The 22,067-nt window shown below is 62.1% G+C and carries 22 protein-coding genes and 1 pseudogene; 11 read left to right on the forward strand and 12 right to left on the reverse strand.

Going from position 1 to position 22,067, the window contains the following annotated elements:
- The first annotated feature begins 89 nt into the window (after window positions 1-89).
- A complete protein-coding gene (gene murJ / locus U5O12_RS16475) occupies window positions 90-1,655 on the forward strand; it encodes a murein biosynthesis integral membrane protein MurJ (protein ID WP_322579692.1) in 1,566 nt (521 codons plus the stop codon).
- Window positions 1,656-1,669: 14 nt separating this feature from the next.
- Window positions 1,670-2,528 (forward strand): annotated as a pseudogene (locus tag U5O12_RS16480) (SirB1 family protein).
- 1 nt (window position 2,529) lies between these two features.
- Here U5O12_RS16480 and U5O12_RS16485 read toward each other — a convergent pair.
- Both U5O12_RS16485 and purM read right to left on the reverse strand, forming a co-directional pair.
- On the reverse strand, window positions 2,530-3,405 hold the full coding sequence (locus U5O12_RS16485) for a ParA family protein (RefSeq protein ID WP_322579693.1): 876 nt from the start codon (window positions 3,403-3,405) through the stop codon (window positions 2,530-2,532).
- Between the two features lie 133 nt (window positions 3,406-3,538).
- On the reverse strand, window positions 3,539-4,588 hold the full coding sequence (gene purM, locus U5O12_RS16490) for a phosphoribosylformylglycinamidine cyclo-ligase (protein ID WP_322579694.1): 1,050 nt from the start codon (window positions 4,586-4,588) through the stop codon (window positions 3,539-3,541).
- A gap of 189 nt (window positions 4,589-4,777) precedes the next feature.
- On the opposite strand from purM, the gene U5O12_RS16495 reads away from it, so the two are divergent.
- From U5O12_RS16495 to U5O12_RS16520, 6 genes are all read left to right on the forward strand, one after another.
- Complete coding sequence (locus U5O12_RS16495; RefSeq protein WP_322579695.1) at window positions 4,778-5,857, forward strand: AI-2E family transporter; 1,080 nt, start codon at window positions 4,778-4,780, stop codon at window positions 5,855-5,857.
- A gap of 10 nt (window positions 5,858-5,867) precedes the next feature.
- Window positions 5,868-6,554, forward strand: a complete 687-nt coding sequence (hda, locus tag U5O12_RS16500) for a DnaA regulatory inactivator Hda (protein ID WP_322579696.1) — start codon at window positions 5,868-5,870, stop codon at window positions 6,552-6,554.
- A complete protein-coding gene (locus U5O12_RS16505; RefSeq protein WP_322579697.1) occupies window positions 6,551-7,258 on the forward strand; it encodes an HAD family hydrolase in 708 nt (235 codons plus the stop codon). Before hda ends, U5O12_RS16505 begins: the two co-directional genes overlap by 4 nt.
- A 30-nt stretch (window positions 7,259-7,288) precedes the next feature.
- Window positions 7,289-8,860 (forward strand): polynucleotide adenylyltransferase PcnB, encoded by a 1,572-nt coding sequence (pcnB, locus tag U5O12_RS16510; protein ID WP_322579698.1) that lies wholly within the window; start codon window positions 7,289-7,291, stop codon window positions 8,858-8,860.
- A 13-nt stretch (window positions 8,861-8,873) separates the two neighbouring features.
- Window positions 8,874-9,344, forward strand: a complete 471-nt coding sequence (gene folK / locus U5O12_RS16515) for a 2-amino-4-hydroxy-6-hydroxymethyldihydropteridine diphosphokinase (RefSeq protein WP_322579699.1) — start codon at window positions 8,874-8,876, stop codon at window positions 9,342-9,344.
- 71 nt (window positions 9,345-9,415) lie between these two features.
- Window positions 9,416-11,005 (forward strand): methyl-accepting chemotaxis protein, encoded by a 1,590-nt coding sequence (locus U5O12_RS16520; RefSeq protein WP_322579700.1) that lies wholly within the window; start codon window positions 9,416-9,418, stop codon window positions 11,003-11,005.
- A gap of 66 nt (window positions 11,006-11,071) precedes the next feature.
- Here the strand turns inward: U5O12_RS16520 and U5O12_RS16525 are convergent, their stop codons facing one another.
- From U5O12_RS16525 to U5O12_RS16535, 3 genes are read right to left on the reverse strand one after another with little or no spacing between them, the layout of a single operon-like run.
- On the reverse strand, window positions 11,072-11,530 hold the full coding sequence (locus U5O12_RS16525) for a RidA family protein (RefSeq protein ID WP_322579701.1): 459 nt from the start codon (window positions 11,528-11,530) through the stop codon (window positions 11,072-11,074).
- A gap of 59 nt (window positions 11,531-11,589) precedes the next feature.
- A complete protein-coding gene (locus tag U5O12_RS16530; protein ID WP_322579702.1) occupies window positions 11,590-12,579 on the reverse strand; it encodes a transglutaminase family protein in 990 nt (329 codons plus the stop codon).
- A complete protein-coding gene (locus U5O12_RS16535) occupies window positions 12,579-15,218 on the reverse strand; it encodes a circularly permuted type 2 ATP-grasp protein (RefSeq protein WP_322579703.1) in 2,640 nt (879 codons plus the stop codon). The genes U5O12_RS16530 and U5O12_RS16535 overlap by 1 nt, the downstream gene beginning before the upstream one ends.
- 154 nt (window positions 15,219-15,372) lie before the next feature.
- Here U5O12_RS16535 and U5O12_RS16540 point away from each other — a divergent pair, with 154 nt between their 5' ends.
- Entirely contained in the window at window positions 15,373-16,107 is a 735-nt protein-coding gene (locus U5O12_RS16540; RefSeq protein WP_322579704.1) for an ABC transporter substrate-binding protein, read from the forward strand.
- 18 nt (window positions 16,108-16,125) lie between these two features.
- On the opposite strand, the gene U5O12_RS16545 is transcribed toward U5O12_RS16540, so the two are convergent.
- The 3 genes from U5O12_RS16545 to U5O12_RS16555 are packed head-to-tail and all read right to left on the reverse strand — an operon-like array spanning window position 16,126 to window position 18,534.
- A complete protein-coding gene (locus U5O12_RS16545) occupies window positions 16,126-17,328 on the reverse strand; it encodes an EAL domain-containing protein (RefSeq protein ID WP_322579705.1) in 1,203 nt (400 codons plus the stop codon).
- Window positions 17,329-17,352: 24 nt separating this feature from the next.
- Window positions 17,353-17,778 carry a VOC family protein gene (locus U5O12_RS16550; protein ID WP_322579706.1) on the reverse strand — a complete coding sequence of 142 codons (426 nt, stop codon included), beginning with the start codon at window positions 17,776-17,778 and terminating at the stop codon, window positions 17,353-17,355.
- Between the two features lie 48 nt (window positions 17,779-17,826).
- A complete protein-coding gene (locus U5O12_RS16555) occupies window positions 17,827-18,534 on the reverse strand; it encodes a mobilization protein (RefSeq protein WP_322579707.1) in 708 nt (235 codons plus the stop codon).
- Window positions 18,535-18,954: 420 nt separating this feature from the next.
- Here U5O12_RS16555 and U5O12_RS16560 point away from each other — a divergent pair, with 420 nt between their 5' ends.
- Window positions 18,955-19,194 (forward strand): hypothetical protein, encoded by a 240-nt coding sequence (locus U5O12_RS16560; protein WP_322579708.1) that lies wholly within the window; start codon window positions 18,955-18,957, stop codon window positions 19,192-19,194.
- A 110-nt stretch (window positions 19,195-19,304) separates the two neighbouring features.
- Window positions 19,305-19,601: an RNA-binding protein gene (locus tag U5O12_RS16565; protein ID WP_322579709.1), complete on the forward strand. Its 297-nt coding sequence runs from the start codon at window positions 19,305-19,307 to the stop codon at window positions 19,599-19,601.
- A gap of 62 nt (window positions 19,602-19,663) precedes the next feature.
- Here the strand turns inward: U5O12_RS16565 and U5O12_RS16570 are convergent, their stop codons facing one another.
- The 4 genes from U5O12_RS16570 to U5O12_RS16585 form a co-directional block, all read right to left on the reverse strand.
- Window positions 19,664-19,822 carry a hypothetical protein gene (locus tag U5O12_RS16570; protein ID WP_322579710.1) on the reverse strand — a complete coding sequence of 53 codons (159 nt, stop codon included), beginning with the start codon at window positions 19,820-19,822 and terminating at the stop codon, window positions 19,664-19,666.
- A gap of 74 nt (window positions 19,823-19,896) precedes the next feature.
- Window positions 19,897-20,397, reverse strand: a complete 501-nt coding sequence (locus tag U5O12_RS16575; protein ID WP_322579711.1) for an STM3941 family protein — start codon at window positions 20,395-20,397, stop codon at window positions 19,897-19,899.
- Window positions 20,398-20,424: 27 nt separating this feature from the next.
- Window positions 20,425-21,051 (reverse strand): nuclease-related domain-containing protein, encoded by a 627-nt coding sequence (locus U5O12_RS16580; protein ID WP_322579712.1) that lies wholly within the window; start codon window positions 21,049-21,051, stop codon window positions 20,425-20,427.
- Window positions 21,052-21,859: 808 nt separating this feature from the next.
- A partial coding sequence (locus U5O12_RS16585; RefSeq protein WP_322579713.1) for a transglutaminase family protein occupies window positions 21,860-22,067 on the reverse strand: 208 nt, incomplete at its 5' end.

Here is a 22,067-nt window from a genome sequence, read left to right on the forward strand (position 1 = left end):
CCGCGATTGTACCAGTAACGCCAAGCTAGCCCAAACTCTGGCATGGGCAGGCAATCTTTGCGCCTTGCCAGGGGGCTACACTTGGCGGCGTGAGCTTGATCAAATCTGTATCTACCGTGTCCCTGTGGACACTGGCCTCCCGTGTGACCGGGTTGGCCCGGGAGCTGTTGGTGGCAGCGGCCTTTGGCGCCAGTGCCATGACCGATGCCTTCAACGTGGCATTCCGCATTCCCAACTTGTTCCGTCGCCTGTTTGCCGAGGGCGCTTTTAGCCAGGCCTTTGTGCCGGTGCTGGCGGCCAGCAAGGCCCAGCACGGTGAGGCGTCCACCAAGCTGTTGGTGGACCGCGTGGCCAGCTTGCTGGTGTTGGCATTGCTGCTGACCTGCGTGCTGGGGGTGTTGTTGTCCCCCCTGTTGGTATGGGCCATGGCCAGTGGCCTGCAAAAAGATGCCGCGGGATACGACGCTGCCGTGCAGATGACCCGCTTCATGTTTCCCTATATCGGCTTCATGTCGCTGGTGGCCTTGTCGTCCGGCATTCTGAATACCTGGAAGCGTTTTGCGGTCCCCGCGGCCACACCGGTGCTGCTGAATATGTCCATGATCACTGCCGCGTGGCTGGGCGTACCCTGGCTGGCGGCGCGGGGCATCGAGCCCATTTACGCCATGGCAGGCGGCGTGATGGTCGGTGGCGTGCTGCAGCTGGCGGTGCAGATTCCTGCCCTTGCGCGGCTGGGCATGCTGCCTCGGCTGCGACTCATGGGGCCTGCGCTGCGCGAGGCCTGGACTGACCCGGAAACCCGCCGCATCGGCAAACTCATGCTGCCGGCCCTGCTGGGCGTGAGCGTGGCGCAGATTTCCCTGCTGATCAACACCCAAATAGCCTCGCACCTGCCCACCGGCAGTGTGAGCTGGCTGACCTATGCCGATAGGCTCATGGAGTTTCCCACCGCCATGCTGGGGGTTGCGCTGGGTGTGGTGCTGATGCCCCAACTGGCGGGCGCCAAGGCGACTGGCGATGCGGACAAATACTCTGCCCTGCTGGACTGGGGGCTGCGCATTGTGGTGTTGTTGTCCGTGCCGTGCGCGATCGGCTTGTTGGCATTTGCCAAACCCCTGGTGTCGGTGCTTTACCACTACGGCGCATTTACGGCCAACGATGTGCAGCAGACTACGCTCGCCCTGATGGGCTGGGGCGTGGGGCTGGTCGGGATTGTGGCCATTAAGGTGCTGGCCCCGGGTTACTACGCCAGCCAAGACATCAAGACACCCGTACGCATTGCCGTGGTGGTGCTGGTGGTGACCCAGTTGCTCAACATCGCGCTGGTGCCGATGTTCAAACATGCAGGCTTGTCGCTGTCGATTGGCTTGGGCGCCATGATCAATGCCCTGTGGTTGCTGATCGGCCTGCTGCGTCGCGGTAGCTACCGGCCGCAGGCGGGCTGGGGGCGTTTTGTGTTGCAAGTGCTGGCCGCCAGTGCGCTGTTGGTGATCTACCTGCTGTGGGCCGCAGGCCTGGTGGACTGGGTGGCGCTGCGCAGCCAGAGCCTGCTGCGCATTGGCTGGTTGACCCTGCTGCTGGGTGGTGCCATGCTGGTGTACTTGGGGGCGGCGTGGGCCGCTGGTCTGAACCTGCGGCAATTTTTGCGCCGCTAGACGGAGACGTTGCCATGGCGCTGCAATTTGCCGTACCGACCCCGCTGGAGTACTTTGGAGCCTTGGTGCACAGCGATGGGGACTTTGCCCTGTTCGAAGCCGCGATCACCCTGGCGCAAGACGAATACCCCGACACCGATGTGCAAACCGTGCTGGGCGAGGTGGACCAGCTGCTGGCCCGCGTCAAACGCCGACTGGCCGCCGATGCCCCGCCCATCCAGCGTTTGCGGGTGCTGAACCGGTTTTTCTACGAAGACCTGGGCTTTGGTGGCAACCACAACAATTTCTACGACCCGGACAACAGTTTTCCCAGTGTGCTGCTGCGCACCCGCCGCGGCATTCCGATTTCGCTGGCCGTGGTCTGGATGGAGCTGGCCCAAGGGCTTGGGGTTGGAGGTGTATGGCGTGGGCTTTCCGGGGCATTTCCTGGTCAAAGTCATGCTGCCCATTGGCCAAGCGGTGATTGAGCCTTTGACCGGGCGTTCACTGAGCCGGGAAGAATTGTCCGAGATGCTAGAGCCGTACCGCAAACGCAGCGGGCTGGTGGATGCTTTTGAAGCGCCATTGGGGCTGTACTTGCAATCGGCTACACCGCGAGAGATATTGGCGCGCATGCTGCGCAACCTGAAAGAGATCTTCAAGTCGCAGGAAGATTGGCCGCGTCTACTGGCCGTGCAGGAGCGGCTGGTAGTGTTATTGCCTGAGTCTTGGTCCGAGTACCGCGACCGCGGCTTGGTGCACGCCTCAATGGGGCATCAGGAACAGGCCTTGGCAGACTTGGAGTGTTACCTGGTCCACGCCGAAAACGTGGTGGACGTGGATGCCGTGGCCGAGCAGGTGAGCGAGCTGCGTCGGCAGCTGCGCCAAGCCTAGGCTAGTGGCGCAGTAAAAACTGCGGCACCACGCCACCACCGTGGCCCGGCAGGGCGCGGTTCAAATCCACCCCGACAACGCCGTCTGGCTCGGTTTTGATGCCGGGGGCAAACACAGAAAGGCGGCTGCCGTGCACCAAGGATTCTTGTGCAGGCATCAGGCTGGCGGCTCGTGGGGCTTGCACCGTGCTCGGCTGGGCCGCGGGTTTGCTGGCTAATACCGGTGCGGCAACGGCCGGGGCCTGCAGGCGTGCAATCGGGCGCAGCCATTCGAGAATGGGTTCCCATTGCGCCAGATCGGCTTGCTGGGTGGGTCCGGCGGCATCAAACAGGGTGCTGCCGGTTTCCAAACCACGCACATAGCCCTGGGTTTCGCGCAGCACACCCAGAAAATTCAGTTTTTGCGCCTCGGCCCACTGGCGCAGGGTCTCTGCGCCTTTGGTACGGGCGTCCAGCCGCATGCCCACGACGCCCAACTGGCAACGCCCTGAGGCGACACGGGGGAGGGCGGAGAGTTCGGCCAGGCAGGCAGCGGCAGATTCGCGGTCGAACAGGGAATTGCACACCGGCACCACCACCGCGTCGGCCGACATGATCACCCGGGCCAACTCAAACCCTTGCATGCCACCCGGGGTGTCGAGCACGACGTGGGTCACGCCAGGGGGCGCTTTCAATACGTTTTTCTGGTCCAGGGCCCAAGGAGAAATGGCGGGCAGGGACGGCGGGCGGCGTTTGAGCCAGGCTTTGGTGCTTTGTTGGCGGTCCACATCGCCGAGCATGACCGACACACCTTGCTGCGCCAGCCAGGCAGCCACGTGGGTGGCGAGGGTGCTTTTTCCACTTCCGCCCTTGCGGTTGACGATTGCGATAACCGGCATGCTGCTCCGTGTGGTAACCAACGAAGCGCAAAGTTTGGGGCAAAAAGTGCCAAAAGTCCAGATGCTGCTTGCGCGAGCAGCTACAAATTTACTAGCACGCAGTGGCGCCGGGGCAACAGCCCCGGTCTGCCGCTCAGGCGACGACGACCTGTGCGCCGCTGCCTTGGGGGGCAATCACACCAATGGTATGTACCGATTCACCGCTGGCGCGCAAGGTCGCCGCTGTGGCGTCTGCGTTTGCCGCATCCACCACCACCACCATGCCGATGCCGTTGTTGAACGTGCGGTTCATTTCGATGTCGTCGATGCCGGCGGTCTTCTGCAGCCAGGCAAACAGCTCGGTCTGGGGCCAGCTGCCTTTGACCAAATGTGCTGCAAGACCGTCAGGCAAAACGCGGGGAATGTTCTCCAGCAGGCCGCCGCCGGTGATGTGGGCCAGCGCCTTGATGGGGTGGGCTGCCAGCGCAGCGAGCACGTTTTTCACGTACAGGCGGGTGGGCTCCATGATGGCTTGTTTGAAAGGCTTGCCGTCCAGGGTAGCGGGCACGGTGCCAGCGCTTTCCGCGCGCTCGATGCACTTGCGCACCAGGCTGAAGCCGTTCGAATGCACGCCGGCGGACGCCAGACCCAACACTACGTCGCCGGGTTTCACATCCGCGCCGGTCAGGATCTTGGATTTTTCGACTGCGCCGACGCAGAAACCGGCCAAGTCGTATTCGCCTGCGGGGTACATGCCGGGCATTTCGGCAGTTTCGCCGCCAATCAGCGCACAGCCACTCAGCTCGCAACCTTTGGCAATGCCGCCGACCACGGCGGCTGCGGTATCCACATCCAGCTTGCCGCAGGCAAAGTAGTCCAGAAAGAACAGGGGCTCGGCGCCTTGCACCAGCACATCATTCACGCTCATGCCCACCAGGTCGATGCCCACGGTGTCGTGCATATTCCACTCAAACGCCAGCTTGAGCTTGGTGCCTACGCCGTCGGTACCGCTCACCAGCACGGGTTCCTTGTAGCGCTTGGGCACTTCAAACAGGGCGCCAAAACCGCCAATGCCGGCCAGCACGCCTTCGCGCATGGTCTTTTTGGCCAAGGGCTTGATGCGTTCGACCAACGCGTCACCAGCAACAATGTCAACACCGGCGTCTTTGTAAGAAAGGGGAGTGGGGGAGGCAGATTGGGTCATGGGAAGTGGCTTTGGGGCAGAACGGAGGCAGACCCCGATAGAATTTGCCCAGATTTTAGCTTCGACCTAACCAGACCCCCCGGACAATCGTGCGTCTTCGCTGAAACTTTGTTTTAGTTGCGACGGGACAAGCCCCCTGATTACTGCCAGCTCCCACCTCCATCGCCCCACAAGGTTGCGCAACACTCCATGCAATTCACATCCACCCAAAAACGATTCACTGCCTGGTTCCTGATTGCGGCCTTGGTGGTGCTGGCACTGTGGTTGCTCGCCCCGGTACTGGCGCCTTTTGTGGTGGCTGCTGTGTTGGCCTATGCGCTGACCCCGGTGGTGGATTGGCTGGACGACTTGGGGCGTGGCCGTATTCCGCGGCTGGTGGCGGTGGTGGTGGTGGAGTTGCTGTTTGTGGTGGCCTTGCTGGGCGTTCTATTGCTGATCGTGCCCATCTTGGCCAAAGAGCTGCCCCTGATGCGGGAACAACTGCCAGTGCTGCTGGACAGCCTCAACAGCTCGCTCAAGCCTTGGCTGGCGCAATGGGGCCTGAACTTCTCGCTCGATGTGGCCAGCATCAAGGCGTTTGTCATGAAGTACCTCAACGCCAATGTGGAAGATGCCTTGGGTTCGGTACTGGCCTCGGTCAAGCTCGGGGGCAGCGTGGCCTTTGCCATCATTGGCAATGCCATCCTGATTCCAGTGGCCTTGTTCTATTTGCTGATGGACTGGGACCGCTTTGTGGCGCTGGTCCGTGACCTGATTCCGCCCCGCTTGCGTGCAGGCACCGACAGCTTTTTGGAAGAAGCCGACGATGTACTGGGCCAATACCTGCGCGGGCAATTGCTGGTGATGCTGATACTGGCGGTGGCATATACCGTGGGGCTGGCCCTGTTCGGACTGGACCTGGCGCTGCCGATTGGCGTTTTCACCGGGCTGGCGATTTTTGTGCCCTACCTGGGGTTCGGCGTGGGTCTGGTGCTGGCTACCCTGGCGGGCTTGTTGGAGTTCTCCAGCACAGGGGTGGTGTACCCCTTGGTCATGGTGGCCGTGGTGTACGGGTTGGGCCAGTTTGTGGAAAGTCTCTACCTCACGCCACGCCTGGTGGGCGAGCGCATTGGCCTGCATCCGCTGGCCGTTATTTTTGCCTTGTTGGCCTTTGGCCAGCTGTTGGGGTTTGTGGGCGTGCTGATTGCCTTGCCTGCGAGTGCCGTGTTGCTGGTGGCGGTACGCCGTGTGCGTGCCAGTTACCTGGCGAGCCGTTTGTATCTGGGATAGACACTTGGTCATGCAACAAATCGCGCTGGACATCGGTTTGTCCGCCGGGCCCACCGTGGCCAACTTTTTCGCTGGGCCCAATGAAGCGGCCCTGAAACACCTGGAGCTCTGGATCGGCGCCAAAAGCGGCGCGCACAACCGTTCGCCGGTGCCGACCTACTTCTGGGGCCCTGAGGGCAGCGGTAAAAGCCATCTGCTGAAAGCTGCGCGGGAAGGATTGCGCGAGCAAGGCGCTCGTGTGGGCTGGATGGACGCCACCGTACTGGAGCCCGCAGAATTTGACGAAGCTTGGGCTGCAGTGCTGATGGACGATGTGCAGCTGTACACCGCCGAGCAACAGCACATGGCCTTCAACTGGTTTGTGAATGCGCAAACCCATCAGCGCCCGGTGCTGGCTGCGGGTGAGTTGGCGCCGATTGAACTGAAGCTGCGCGACGACCTGCGCACGCGTCTGGGCTGGGGCCACATCTATGGCTTGCAGTTGCTGAGCGAACCCGAGCGCCGATCCGTGCTGCGCCAGGCGGCCGATGCACGCGGCGTATTTTTGAGCGACGAGGTGATGGACTTCATGCTCAAGCGCTTCAGCCGCGACCTGGGTAGCCTCATGGAGCTGCTGGAGCTGATGGACGGCTACGCCTTGCAAACCCAGCGCGCCATCACCATTCCCATGATCAAAGCCATGCTGGACAACCAATGACTCTGCAAACGACGAGTGCGGGGGCAAAACGCCTCGCCTTATTTGACCTGGACCACACGCTGATTCCCCTGGACTCCGACCATGCTTGGGGCGAGTTCACCACTGCGCTAGGCTGGACCGACGCGACCGAGTTCAAACGCCAGAACGATGCGTTTTACGAGCACTACAAAGCTGGAACCCTGGATGTGCCGGCCTATGTACGCTTTGCCACCGCTGCAATAGTGCGCCAGGGCGCTATCAAATCCATAGCTGCTCACGCAGAATTCATGGGCTCTGTGATCCAAAAAGGCATCAAGCCCCAGGCGCTGGAGTTGGTGCAGGCGCACCAGCGTGCGGGCGACACGGTGATTGTGGTGACCGCCACCAATGCCTTTGTGACCCGCCCGATTGCCAAGGCCTTTGGCGTGGACGAGCTGATCGCCGTGGACCTGGCGATGGACTCCGCGCCGGGTGGCACCGGCTGGTACAACGGGGAGATCGCGGGTATTCCGTCCTTTCGCGAAGGCAAGGTGACCCGTGTATCCCAGTGGCTGACCGCCCACGGGCTGGACTGGAGCCAAGTGCACACCACTTTCTACTCCGACTCCCTCAACGACCTGCCCTTGCTGGAAAAGGTCACCGTCCCGGTGGCCACCAACCCCGACGCGCGCCTGCGCGCCCTGGCCCAAGAGCGCGGATGGCGCATACTTGAGCTCTTTCCCTGACCCGCGGCTCTGACCGCTTGGAACCTTCTCTTGATCAAGACATTCATCGACAAATTGCTGGGCAAGAGCCCGTCCGCCGCGGGCAAGAAACCCCAGTTCGGCAAACGGGTGGAAGTGCCTGTGTCTGTGCACGGCATCGACCCCAATCTGGTGGACGAACGTGCCATCCACGTCGTTCGCACCCTGCAGCAAGCCGGTTTTGAAGCCTATGTGGTGGGCGGCGCGGTGCGCGACCTGCTGGTCGGCCTGCGCCCCAAGGACTTTGATGTGGCCACCAACGCCACCCCTGAACAGGTCAAGGGCTTGTTCCGCCGCGCCTTCATCATTGGCCGGCGCTTCCGCATCGTGCACGTGGTCTATGGCCGCGGGCGTGAGCACGAAGTGATTGAAGTCTCCACCTTTCGCGCCTACCTGGACAACGCCGCCGCCGAGCAGGTGGCGGGCAACGAACGCACCAGTAAAAACGAGCTCGCCGGCATGAAACACGCCGTCGACAGCACCGGCCGTGTGCTGCGTGACAACGTCTGGGGCCCGCAGGAAGAAGACGCGGTGCGCCGTGACTTCACCATCAATGCGATGTACTACGACCCCGAGACACAAATCGTGGTCGACTACCACAACGGTCTGAAGGACGCCAAGAGCCGCACGCTGCGCATGATTGGCGATGCCGCCACACGCTACCGCGAAGACCCGGTGCGCATCATCCGCGCCGTGCGCTTTGCCGCCAAGCTCAGCCCGCTGGGCTTCAAGCTCGAAGCCAAGACGGCCGGTCCACTGATCAAGAGCCAGAGCCTGCTCCACGACGTGCCGCAAAGCCGCCTGTTTGACGAAATGCTCAAGCTGCTGCAGACCGGCCACGCGCTGGCCTCGGTGGAGCAGCTCAAGTTGCTGGGCATGGCGCGCGGCATTTACCCGCTGCTCGATGTGGTGGTGGAACGTGCCGAGCAGCCCTTTGTGGCCGCTGCCCTGAAAGACACCGATCGCCGCGTCGGCGAGGGCAAACCGGTGGCGCCCAGCTTCCTGTTGGCCTGCGTGTTGTGGGCCGATGTGCGCGATGGTTGGGCCCAGCGCATGCGCAGCGGCCAGCATGGCCACCCTGCGCTGCAAGACGCGATTGAGGATGTGTTCAACGCCCGCATCGGCGATGTGTCGGGCCGCGGCAAGCTGGCTGGCGACATGCGCGAGATCTGGCTCATGCAGCCCCGTTTTGACAAACGGGTGGGCGCCACGCCGTTTGGCATGGTGGACCAACCGCGTTTTCGCGCTGCGTTTGACTTCATGCGCCTGCGCGCCGACGCGGGTGAGATTGACGAGGTGCTGGCCGACTGGTGGCAGGAATTCAGCATGGCCAGCGACGACGTGCGCCAAGACATGGTGGACCAGGTGCGTGCCGAGCAACAGCAACAGCGCAAGCAGGCTCCCCGCGTACACCGCACCCCAGGCAAACCAGCGCCTGCGGCCCCCGCAGCCCCAGCCGCAGGTGGAGACGCTGAGGCAGAATTTTCTCCAGAGGGTCAGGATGCTCCCCGCAAACGCCGTCGCCGTCGCCGCTCCGGTGCGGCCAAAGGCGAGGGTGGTTCTTCTGGCGGCAGCGCCGAGTAAGGCAGCGCTGACCGTGCGTGCGCCGGTGCTGGCCTACATCGGCCTGGGTGCCAACCTTGGCGACCCCGTGGCCGCCCTGCAGGCCGCTTTGTTGGCATTGGGCGGGCTGCCCCAGTCCCAGCTGTTGCGTCACTCATCGTTCTACAGCAGCGCTCCCATCGATTCCAGCGGCCCCGACTATGTGAATGCGGTGGCCGAACTCTCCACCACCTTGACCGCTCCGGCCTTGCTACTGGCTCTGCAGCAGATTGAGCTGGGGGCTGGGCGCGAGCGCCCTTATCGGAATGCGCCACGTACCCTGGACCTGGATCTCTTGCTGTTCGGCAGCGCCACGATCCATAGCCCCGCGCTGACAGTGCCGCACCCGCGCATGGCTGAACGTGCGTTTGTTTTGCTTCCCTTGGCGGAGTTGGTACCCGAGCAAATAAATGCTGCTGATTTAGTAGCGGTGCAAGGCCAAGGTATTTGGCGCATGGCAGGGTAAATCCCGTTATTCCGATCGCTTTCCAAACGCTCCTGCGTGGTTAAATTACAAAATAATTAAAGGAGATTGGAATGCGTTTTGACCGACTTCGTCTGGCCACCAAGTTGTGGGCCGCGATGGGGCTGATGGTGGTGTTGTTGGCCATCATCATTGCTTTCACAGCCCTGCAGTCCCGCAAGTCCCGTGAAGCGTATGGCGCTGTCAACGCGGCCATGCTGGCCCAAATCAAGGCGGCCAACCAGTGGGCTGCGCTGGTGGATGTGAACACCACCCGCGCCTACGCCGTGGTGGTGTCGGTGGACCCCGGTGTGGCCAATGCCTTCAAGGACGAGATTGCCCAGAGCAATGCCAAGATTGAAGAGCTGCAAAAGGCCATCGAGGCTGCAGATCCGACGGACGCCGACAAAGCCCAACTCGCCAAAATCACCGATCTGCGGAAGAAATTGCAGGACCTGACCAGCCAGACCGCGCTGCTCAAGGTGGTCAAGCCCGGCGAAATGCCGGCCTTCGTGGAAACCCAGTACCGCCCGGCGGTGAAGGCCCTGCAGGATGCGCACCAGCAATTTGTCACGATGCAGGACGTCGCCAACGAAGCCCTGCGCGAGAGTTTTGAGGCCGAGGGCCGCAAGTTGATCCTGATGTCCGCCGGTGGCCTGGTGGTCTTGATTGGGGGCATCTTGGTGGGTGCCGGCTTCCTGATCCGATCCATCAAGCAGCCATTGTTGCAAGCCAATGATCTGGCTGCACGTATTGCCGAAGGCGACCTGAGCGGCTATGTGGACGAAAGCCGGGCTGACGAATTTGGTGACCTGATGCGATCGCTGGCAGCCATGAACCGCTCGCTAGGCCTGATGGTGTCGCAGGTACGCCAAAGCACCGACAGCATTGCCACCGCCAGCACTGAGATTGCCACCGGCAATAACGACCTCGCCCAGCGCACCGAACAAACATCGAGCAACCTGGCTTCCACCGCGTCGAGCATGGACAGCCTGACGCATGCCGTGCGCATGAGCTCTGACAATGCCCACCAGGCCGCCACCCTGGCCGCCAGTGCCTCCAGCGTGGCCCAGCGTGGCGGTGAGGTGGTCACACAGGTGGTGAGCACCATGCAGCAGATCGATGCGAGCAGCAAAAAGATCAGCGACATCATCAGTGTGATCGACGGCATTGCCTTCCAGACCAACATCCTGGCGCTGAACGCTGCCGTAGAGGCGGCACGTGCCGGTGAGCAGGGTCGTGGGTTTGCCGTGGTGGCCTCTGAGGTGCGCAGCCTGGCTGGCCGCAGTGCTGAGGCGGCCAAAGAGATCAAGGGCCTGATTGGTACCTCGGTGGAGAAGGTCGAGTCGGGCACTAAGCTGGTGACGGACGCCGGTGCCACCATGCAGGAGATTGTGCAAAGCGTGCGCCGGGTGGTGGACGTGATTGGCGAAATCACGGCTGCCTCCAGTGAACAGAGCGCGGGCATTGCCGAGGTCAACCAGTCGGTGGGCAACCTCGATCAGATGACGCAGCAAAACGCAGCCTTGGTGGAAGAGAGCGCGGCAGCGGCCGAGAGCCTGCGCGACCAGGCCGCCCAGTTGGCGCAGGCGGTGGCGGTGTTCAAGGTGGCGCCGCAGTTGGCGCACACGGGGTCATCGGGTGCGCCCTTGTTGCTGAACTAGCATTACCTTTTGCCCACAAAAAAGCGCTGCCTTGGCAGCGCTTTTTTTCATGGAGCGTGGGGTAAATCAGGCCACTTCGGCGATCAGTTCAATTTCCACACAGGCGCCCATGGGGATTTGGGCCACGCCAAAGGCGCTGCGTGCATGCGCACCCACTTGCGGGCCAAACACTTCGCCCAGCAGTTCGCTGCAGCCGTTGGTCACCAGGTGCTGCTCGGTGAAGTCGCCGGTGGAGTTGACCAGGGACATGACTTTGACGATGCGCTTCACTTTGTTCAGGTCGCCCACCGCGGCGTGCAGGGTGCCCATCAGGTCGATTGCAATGGCGCGTGCAGCCGCCTTGCCTTCTTCGGTGGTGGTGTTCTTGCCCAGCTGGCCCACCCAGGGCTTGCCGTCTTTCTTGGCAATGTGGCCGCTGATGAAGACCAGGTTGCCGGTCTGCACAAAGGGCACATAGGCCGCTGCAGGCACGGCCACGGGCGGCAGGGTGATGTTCAGGGCGGTGAGTTTGTCGTAAATGCTCATGGGGGTTCCTTTGGGTAAAAAGTGCCGTTTGCGCTTATGGGTATTGCGCAAGCAGCTATTTAATTGATAGCGCCTTGACTTTGGCTCTGGCCTCCGCCTTGGGATTGGCTTTGGCTCTGCGAAGCCGCAGTGGTGGGCGCCGAGTCGGTATTGTCGCTGTGGATCTCTTCCACCGTCACCCCCACCGTGAGGGTGTGGTTGGCACCGCCGTGGATCACACCACGCAGGGGCGACACATCGCCAAAGTCGCGCCCGGTGGCCACTGTCACATAGTCCACGCCGGGGGCAAACCAGCCCCAGCGGTTGTTGGTCGGGTCCAGGTCCACCCAGCGTTGGCCCTCGGGCAGGTCACCCACATACACGCTGACCCAGGCGTGGGAGGCGTCGCTGCCAATGAGTTTGACCTCACCCGGTGCAGGCCGGGTCAGCAGGTAACCACTCACGTAACGCGCTGGCAGGCCCATGCTGCGCAGGCACGCCAGCATGATGTGGGCAAAGTCCTGGCACACGCCCTTGCGCTGCTCCAGTGCCTGCAGGGCCGGGGTGTTGATTTGGGTGCTTTCGCTCTCGTAAATGAAGTCGGTGTGGATACGCTCCATCAGGTCCACGGCCACGTCCAGCACACTGGCACCGGCCCCAAAACTGGGGCGCGCGTACCCCGCAAACTCCTGGCGGCGCGGCACAAAGGGCGAGGCAAACACAAACTCTGACGCGGCCTCAAACGGCGTGTGTGCCTGGTAGCGCAGCCGATCGCGCAGCTGCTCCCAGGCTTGCTCGCTGGTCGGGCGGGCGTGCGCGCTGGTGGACACGATGCTCATGGCCTGCACTTCCAGCACCGGGTGCGGCACTTGCAGCGAAAAAAAGCAGCGCGAGTTGCCATACACATCCAGCGTGTTGCGCTGCTGCGCCGGTTGCGGGCTGATGGTGAGGGCGTGGCTCAGCAGGTTTTGGCCGGCGTGTTGCAGGGGCTGCAGGTAGGCCACGTGCTGTGCCGTCTCGACCGCCGGCTGGTAGTCGTAACGCGTGTGGTGGGTGACTTGCAGCAGCATCAGGTCCCCACACTGTGTTTGGTGTGGCCCGAATGGGTGAAGTAGGTGGTGCTGATGTCCTCGGACACAGTAAACGCACACTCGCTCAAGGCGTCCAGCAGATTGCGCAGTGCGGGAGCGCTGGGTTCGCCCTGGGGCGTTTCGCACAAATGGGCCAGGTCCCAGGTGTCGGGGTTGGGCACTTGCAGGGACATGGTGCTGAGCTCACCGGCCGGGCTCAGGGCCAGTTTGGCCAGGCGCCCGCGCAGCGTGTGGGCCACCCAGCCCAGCGAACGCGGGTTGTCGCGGTCCAGCACCAGCAGGTCGGTCAGCGCGGCAATGTCGCGGCTTTGCTGGTACTGGGCGTGAAAGGTGATGGTGCTGTCAAACAGCGTGAGCAGCGCCTCAAAGCCGCCGTCGGTGTCCACCGCACCGGTTTCAAAGCTGCGCGCCAGCGCGCTGGCCAAAAAGTGCAGTCGCTCCACATGGCGGCCGATGCTCAGCAGGCGCCAGCCGTCGTCCCGCGTCATGCGGTCCGTTTGTGCGCCGGTGATGGCGGACAGTTGGTCGCTCAGGTCACCCAGCACCCGCAGCGCCTGGGCCGGGGTGTAGTCGCCTTGGGCGCTCAGGCGGGCGCATTGGGCAAACAGGGACTCCTCGGCCTTGACGATGGTGTGCCAGTGCTCTTGTGAGAGGCGCTCGCGCACCGTGGCTGCGGCCATTTTGAGGGCGCGCACATTGAAGCCCACGCTGGTGGCACCTTCGGCCGAGGCCAGGCTGGCTACCAGTGCGCGCTCGAACACGCGGCGCGCTTGCACGGCAGACGGTGTGCCCGGCAGCACCAAGGTGTTGGCCACAGCCATCTGGCTTAGCCACTGCAGCAGCGGCACCGAGCTTTGCTCTTCGCCACCCAGGCAGTCCAGCGTGAGGGCCGCGAGGCGCACCGAGTTCTCGGAGCGTTCGGTGTAGCGGCCCAGCCAATACAGGTTTTCGGCGGCGCGGCTGGTGACCAGGCGCTTGCGCTGCGCCAGCACGGCGGGCGTAAGGGCGGTGGGCAGCAGGGTGGTGGTGTCCACCTCGCCATGGGTCAGGGCCCATACGTCGGCACTGCTGCCACCGCGCTGCATGCTGGCAATGTCGGCCGTGGTGCCGGCTACGCGGGCCAAGCCGCCGGGCAGCACGCGCCAGTGTGGGCGGCCTGTTGCGTCGTGCCCGTCGGACACGGCAAACACTCGCAGCAGTACCGAACGCGCCACCATGCTCCCGCGCTGGCCTGGCCCTGCGCTTTGCCAAGTGGGCATTTGCGAGAGCGGCATGTAGGCCTGCACCGTGTGGTCCTCGCTCTGGCGCATGATGCGGCCGGCCCAGGCGTCCAGGGCCGTCTGGCCCAGGGTGTTGCCAATGACCGACTCGAAACTGGTGTGAATGCTGGAGCCGGGGTAGGTGGGCTTGATGGTGTGCTCGCGCAGGCGGGCCAGCGCGTCTTCCATGGCGCTGCGCTCGCCGCACCACCAGGTGGGCAGGGCGGGCAAGCTCAGGTCTTCGCCCAGCGCGTGTTGCGCCAGTGCGGGCAAAAAGCCCAAGAGCGCGGGCGACTCCAGAAAGGCAGATCCCGGCGCATTGGCCACCAGCACGTTGCCCGCGCGGATGGCTTGCAAGAGGCCGGGCACGCCCAGCGTCGAGTCAGGGCGCAGCTCCAGCGGGTCGAGGTACTGGTCGTCCACCCGCTTGAGCAGGCCATGCACCGGCACCAGGCCGCGCAGCGTCTTGAGGAACAGCCGCTCGTCGCGCACGATCAGGTCGCTGCCTTCCACCAGGCTTAGCCCCAGGTAGCGGGCCAGGTAGGCGTGCTCAAAATAGGTTTCGTTGTAGGGCCCGGGCGTCAGCAGGGCAATGTGGGCGTCGGCACCGGCCGGGCTGTGCGCCTTGAGGCTGTCCATCAGCGCGCGGTAGGTGCTGGCCAGGCGCTGCACCTTGAGTGCCTGAAAGGCCTGCGGAAACTGGCGCGACACGGCCAGCCTGTTTTCCAGCAGGTAGCCCAGGCCACTGGGGGCCTGGCAGCGTTGGCCCACCACCCACCAGTTGCCATCGGGCCCGCGGGCCAGGTCAAAGGCGGTGACATGCAGGTGGCGCCCGCCCACGGGCCGCACGCCGGCCATGGCACGCAGGTAGCCCGGGTGGCCGTGCACCAGGGCCGGGGGCAGCAGGCCCTGGGCCAGGTAGGTTTGCGGGCCATACACATCGGCCATCACGGCCTCCAGCAGGCGCATGCGCTGCTGCACGCCGGCTTCGATGTGCTGCCAGCTGGGGGCATCGACCACCAGCGGGAACAGGTCCAGCGACCAGGGGCGCTGCGGGCCCTCGGCATCGGCGTAGACGTTGTAAGTCACGCCGTTGTCGCGGATCTGGCGCTGCAGGCTGGCGGCACGGGCGTCCAGTTCGGCGCTGGTGCGGGCCTCCATATTGGCAAAGAATTGGCTCCAAACTCCCGTGAAATCTGCGCGGGAAGCTATGAAATTGCTAGCAGCATCAGCGCCGGGGGAGGCCGGGGCGCTGGCTTTGGGGGGGGCACTTGCCCGCAGCTCGTCAAAGTGCCCGGCAGCGGCTACACACAGGCGCGCCTGGGGAAGCACATCGGCATCGGTGGCAGGGCGGTTCACGGCTAGGGGGTCAAGAGAAGAAGTCACTGGCCTGAGTATGCCAGCGCAGGACGCGCCGGGTGCCCAAGCACGCACGCAAGCCCCGTGCCGAGCCAAGCGTAGCAAAGCCCGTTACCATGCGCTCAAGGTACAGAGTTACACCGGTGGAGACTGTATGAGACTCTTTTGGCGCGCTGTCTTGGCTGTGGGGCTTGCTGCAAGCCATTGCATGCTGCTGGCCCAGCCCGCCCCGACGGCGGAGTACAAACTGAGCACGCTGGAGTGGGCGCCTTACACCGGCGCTGCGCTGCCCGGTTTGGGCTTTGTCACTGCCACCATTGTGGATGCCATGGCCCTTGCAGGCGCCAACGCCGAGGTGCAGTTCTTCCCTTGGTCCCGGGCCGTGCGCCTGGTGGATACCGACGCCGCCTACACCGGTTTCTTCCCGGCTTATTACTCGCGCGAGCGCGCTGCGCGTTACCTCTACTCCGACCCCGTGGGGCGCAGCCACGTGGTGTTTTTGGAGCGCACCGACCGTCCTGTCAAGTGGGCCTCCTACGATGATTTGCAGGGCATGCGCATCGGAGTGGTGCGCGGGTTTGTCAACACGGAAGAGCTGGACGCGCGAATTGCCAGCAAGATGGTGACCTCCGAAGAAGCGCCCGATGACCGCAGCAACATCCTCAAGCTTGCGGCGGGCCGGGTGGATCTGGTGGTGGTGGACCAGCAGGTCTATGAACACCTGGTGCAGACCGACCCCCAACTGGCGCGGATTGCCCCGCAGCTACAGGTCAATCCCAAAGTGCTGGAGACCAAAAATCTGTATGTGTGTTTTCAGCGCACCGCGAAAGGTGCCATGGCGCAGCGGGCGCTGAATACCGGCTTGCGCAAGTTGCGGCCCGCGCCCTAGTGGGGGCCGGGTCCCTCTTCAGCCCGGCAGCAGCTCGTGCAGCGGCCGTGGCCTTGCGTAGTGATAGCCCTGGCCATATTCGCAGCCCATGCTGGCCAGCAGCGTGCCGGTGGCGGCGTCTTCAATCCCTTCTGCCACGGTAGAAATGCCCAGCAACTGCGACAGCGCCAGCGCAGACTTGATGATCTGGAAACTGCGTTCCGAGCTGTGCATGTGCGCCACAAAGGCACGGTCAATCTTGATGGTGGTGAAGGGCAGCGTTTGCAGGTAGTCCAGCCCGGCGTAGCCGGTGCCAAAGTCGTCCAGGGCGATGCCTATGCCCATGGCGCGCAGCCGTGCGATGGAGGCGGAGACCCTGTCCACGCTGCTGATGATCACCGTCTCGGTCAACTCAATGCGCAACTCGTGTGCGTCCATGCCCGTGGTTTGCAGACAGCGTTCGACGGCCTCCACAATGCCGGGGCTGCACAGCTCGGGGGCTGAGAGGTTGACGCTGACAAATGGCCGCTCGCCAGCACGGGCTGCGCAGGTACTTCGCAGCACGGGCCAGTCGGTGGTGGCGCGTTGCAGCACCCATTGGCCAATGCGGTGTACCAGGCCAGTTTTCTCTGCCAGCGGAATGAATTCATCCGGCTGCACCACGCCCAGCTGCGGGTGACGCCAGCGCACCAGTGCCTCGTAGCCCGCCAGCGTGCCATCGGGCAGCCGCACGATGGGTTGGTAATACAGGTCCAGCTGGTCGCGGTCGATGGCATCAGACAAGTCGTGCGCCAGCGACAAGGTGCGCACGGCAGCGGCATGCAAGTCTTCGGGCGGCGCAAATGCCGCGTGGCCCGACAAGGGCGGCAGGGAGGGGGGCAACTCGGACTTGGCACTGCTGCTGCGAAAGCGCTCCAGCAGCAGACGCAGCAGGTATTGGATTACTGGGTCGGCGCGTACCAAAAGCTCTTCCACATGGGCGCGGTCAATACGCACCAGCGTGGTGGGCACCAGGGTGCGAACGGTGGCCGTACGGGCCTGGCGGTCCAGCAGCGCTACTTCGCCAAACATGGCGCCTTCGGCCAGCACGGCCACACGCTGCTGGGCGTGTGCGGCCCCCACCAGCACCTCCACACACCCCGACTCAATCACATAGGCCGAGTCGCCGGTGTCGCCCACCTGGAACACCGCTGCACCTGCTGCCAGAACCTCGCGGCTGAATTCGCTGATCAGGGTGTGCATGGTGCCCTCCGGCAAGCAAGTCGTTTATTTGGCGAAAAGTTGCCCGATGTCCTTGAAGGCCTTGAACTCCAGCGCGTTGCCGCAGGGGTCCAGAAGAAACATGGTGGCCTGCTCGCCCACCTGGCCCTGGAAGCGGATGCCCGGCTCCAGCACAAAGGCCGTGTTGCGGCTTTGCAGGCGCTCGGCCAGCGCGTGCCAGGTGTCCCAGGCCAGCACCACACCAAAGTGCGGCACCGGCACGTGGTGGCTGTCCACCTCGTTGGTGTGGGCGTGGGTTTGCGAGTCGTTTTTGGGCGCCAGGTGGATCACCAGCTGGTGGCCAAAGAAATTGAAGTCCACCCACTGCGCGCTGCTGCGGCCCTCGGTGCATCCAAACACCTCGCCATAAAACTGGCGCGCCAGGGCCAGGTCGTACACGGGAATGGCAAGGTGAAAAGGCTGGAGCGACATGGCAGGTTCCTTGGGTGGCAATGGCAGTGGCAGATGCTAACCCAGGGGTCAGCCCAGTGGCAGGGTGTCCAGGGTGGCGTAGCTGTTCTTGAGCCAGGTCTTCACCCGCTGGCGCTCCAGCATGCCCAGCGCGTCGTCACCGTCTTTGCGGTGGATGGCGGCCCAGAAGCTGGCGTTTTGCCGGTCGATCTTGCGCATGCTGGCCTCGTGCAACTGGGCCAGGCTGATCACATGGCCGCCCAAAGCCATGGCTTTCTTCAGGGCGGCGGAGTCGTCCAACTGCGAAAAATCGGTGCCCCGTCCCTGGTTCTTCACCACGATGTAGTTGGGCCCGGCGCCATAGGTGGCCACCAGCCGGTCCAGCAGGTCCACCGAGTCCTTGCCCGCATCGGCCACATGCCAGAAGTTCACCGTGACGCCCAGGCTCGCCATCAGCGAGACCAAGTCCGAATCTTTGACCCATCGGGCCAGCGGTGCGGCAGTTTGTGCTGCCAGGTCCACAATCACATTGGGCGGCAGGCCCACCACGGGTTCCTCTTCAAACACACCGGCAATCAGGTCCAAGCCTTCGTAGGTGTCCACCACCACGGGGGCCGCGTAATCGGCATAGAAGCGCGTGAACGAGGTGTGCGAGCGGTCGGTGTCAAAGCCGGTGAACGCGCGCCCCTTGTCAATGAAGTACTGGGCCAGCACGCGTGCCACGACCGATTTGCCGACTCCGCCTTTTTCGCCGCCAATGAAGTTGATAGAGGGCATGAGTTTCCTTGTAAAAACCAACAGTATGCAATTTGCATGCTAAGCCGACATGAAAGTACAGAAACTGGCGCCCTTGATCCAAGAGCCGCAAATGCGCGCCGCCATCCAGCTCCGGGCTGGGGTTGGGGGCAGTAGTCGCCTCAGCTCTCTACGCCTGCAGCGGCATGCGGACAGTTTTAGTGGTCTTTATGAATTATTGAAATAAAAATCAAGATTGAAATAATTTGTGCATATAATAGAGCCGCGTAAAACTTGCTAATCACGCAAAGTTGTACCTCCCCAAAGTCCTGCGTTAATGGTTTCTCCGGTATGAAGGTCTTAGGGTTTGCTCGACGAATGTCGACCACGCTGGCTTGTAGAGCTGCAACCAGCCGATTCCTTAGATGCTCACGCAGGACGTCGTAGTGCCTGCGATCCTTCATGAACCAGATTCCAGAGACCTCGATTTCCATGGGCAATTACGTCGTATCGCCCGCGACCCACGAAACAACCAATGGCCAGTACCGCGCGTCCTTTTCGGTCCAGCGCGCACTGAGCAAAGGTGGCTATTGCCGCATTTTCCGGTTTGACCAAGAGTTCGCCTCCCGCGAAGCCGCCCGGATTTTTGCAGTAACGCAAGGATGGTTAGAAACCTGCATGGCCCGCCCCGCGCTGGCCTGAGCCTTGGCCCCCACACCCTCAACCCATTTCCGCGGTTTCTTTGAAACCGCTTCTCCCGCGTTGCAAAGGCGCTTGATATGCCCAGCACGCTTTTTCTGAAAGGCTCAACCATGAGCAGCAAAATTTACGTGGGCAACTTGCCCTACTCCGTGACCAACGACAGCCTGCAAAGCAATTTCGGCGAGTTTGGTGACGTGACATCCGCCAAGGTCATGATGGACCGCGACACCGGCCGCTCCAAAGGCTTTGGTTTTGTGGAAATGGGCTCCCCCGAAATGGCCCAAGCCGCCATCAACGGCCTGAACGGCCAATCGGTGGACGGTCGTTCCATCGTGGTGAACCTGGCCCGCCCCATGGAACCCCGTGGCGCATCCGACGGCTACCGCGGCGGACGCAGCAGCTACTAAGCTACTCGCGTTCCCCCAAAAAGAAGGCCCCTTGATTGGGGCCTTTTTTTGTCCAAATTTTCTTACTTCGTCGGCGTCGCGCTGCTGGGCACCACGGGCTTCTTCTTGGTGAACTTTAGCGCCGCTTCCGCCAACTTCTGCTTGCGCTCCTGGTTCAGCCGCTCCAGCTCATGGTGCGTGCTCTTCTTCATGTTGGGGTCTTTGCCGAATACGCCTGCCATAGTGATGTTTCCTTTGGGCGCAGTCTAACTGGCTTTGCTGGTGAGTAGCTGGTATCCGGTGGACGCTCTAGTCGTCAACCAACACGCGCTCGGCTTGCAACTGCCTTATTCAGAACAAGCGTATATACCTCCATCGGGTCAGCTGCAATGGCAGAGAGATTGAGGTTTAGCGCTGCAAAACCAAAGACTTTGTTGGCAGACACCATTGCGCGTTTCAGTGGTGACATGCGCGCTGTCCAGTGCTCTGGATTGTGAACTTCAAGACAGATGAAGTAATTCCGATTGACTGACCTAAGCGTGGCGCCCGTGATCTCTGTCCAAGGAATGATTCCGACACCCAGTGTGCGATCAAAGACGCCCTCCCCATTGAGTATCAGTCGCGGTTGCGTATTGAACACCTCACGAGCAAAAAGTGGAATGCTTGCGCCAAAGAAGATGATGCATCCCCAGCCTATCCACGCGTCTTTGGCTTTCGCATCCGTGACCATCATCACCCCAACAGCGACAGCGAAGATCGCGATAAAAAGTAGTACGGCGTACTTTAACTTTGATGATTTGAAAGTGATTGACGTCATGAAATGGCTTGCTTCTGGAGTAGGAGGCTATGCTTCACCGCCGTGCCGGCGCTGCAGGCTTTGAACATGTTCGATATCAGTCTTGCGCGTGAGAGCTAGGCGCGATGTTTCAAGGCGGCCCACGCAAAACTGGACTCGATTTTGGGACAAAAGCGAAGTGGTTTGGCTGCGAACGCTTTCAATGAACCGAGGAAGCGTAAACACTCCGTCTGGAATCTCCGTCTTGAACTCTGCTTCGCCTGTAAACACAATGGCGGATTTCACCGCTTCAGGCGGCAAGAAATCCAGGAGTGACTGGACTGCTCGCAAGTGCCGATAGTTCTGAAATATCGGGTTTTGAAATTTGAACTTGCTCTTGAAAATTGTCTGGGTCCAGGTCGCGTGTTTCGGGTTCGCGAAAATCCAGCCGTTGTAGTCTTTTGTCTCGATCACAAAAACGCCGAATCGCGAGACCAGTATGTGATCGACCTGGGTAGTGCCATCCTTCAAAGGGAGCGTCACGTTGTTCATCAAGTGATAGTCAGGGCTTGCGAAATGGTTTCGAATGGTCCGGGCTAGCAGGGCTTCGCCACGGTTCTGAAACGAGTGTGCACGGTACCGTCCGAAGACGTAGCCCACGACGGCAGCAATTAGGATGTATAGGAAGGTGGTCAAGTTTCTTATGGCTTTGCGCCGCTTCACATTGAGCCCTAAGAGGTAAGCGACGCGACCCGCTAGACGTTGAACTTGTTTGGGAACAAGCGGAAAGAAAAATAGCAACCACCAACGGTTCCTGCACCCATAGCAAAAAATTGGAATGCAACCCCTGGGCTGGGTAGTTTGAAGAGTGAGGACAGCCCTAGGCCCCATATGCCGCCGAAGGAGAACGTGAGGCCAACAAACAAGATCAACCCTACAGGGCGATTCCAAGGTTTCAATTGCAGGCTGGGGCGTGAAGCCATTTTCCCCGCAGGTAATTTCCGAAGTTCTAGCCACAGCAGGCCGATTGACATAGCTAACGCAATCGGGAACACGGACGCTGCCTGTAACCAATGTGGCGAGTGTTCCGATGAAAAGGTCGCTGAGAGGTAACCCCACCCAGCGCAAAAGAAGAACCAAAAGGCGTAGAAGACTCTCATTATTTTTAATGGCTAGCTGGAGAAAAGTGGACTAGGGATCAGGCAATTCTCACTTCAGTCCCGGAGTTTGAGTATCCCCCGAACGGGTGAATCTGCTAGCTGCCGGACTCGCCAAGCGCTGCGGCTGCAGCGCGCGGTATCTGCCCCCCCCGCCCGCATACCAGCCACCCCACCCGCAGAGCTGGGGGAATGGCCCCCCGCCGATTTCTGGGCGTTTGACAGTATGAGGCGGGGGGCCGTTCCCCCAGCTCTGCACCCACACCTCAATGCACCACAAAACGCTACTAATTCAGTAGCTGCTCGCGCATACCACACGGGGGCCAGCGCGCGATTTGACTCAAAAATCAGCCCCGACGTAGATCCCGCGTGAACGGAAACTCCTTGCTGCCTGCCACGTTGATGGTGGCTGGCGGCACCACCAGCTTGCCGGGCGTGTGGCCCATGGCGGCGAAGCGGGAGAGGCGGCGGCTTTCGGCTTCGTAGCCGTTGACCGGGAAAGTCTCGTAGTTGAGCCCGCCGGGGTGGGTGACAAAGTACTGGCAGCCGCCCAAG

Source organism: Rhodoferax sp. (assembly GCF_034519335.1).
Taxonomy (GTDB): Bacteria; Pseudomonadota; Gammaproteobacteria; order Burkholderiales; family Burkholderiaceae_C; genus Allorhodoferax.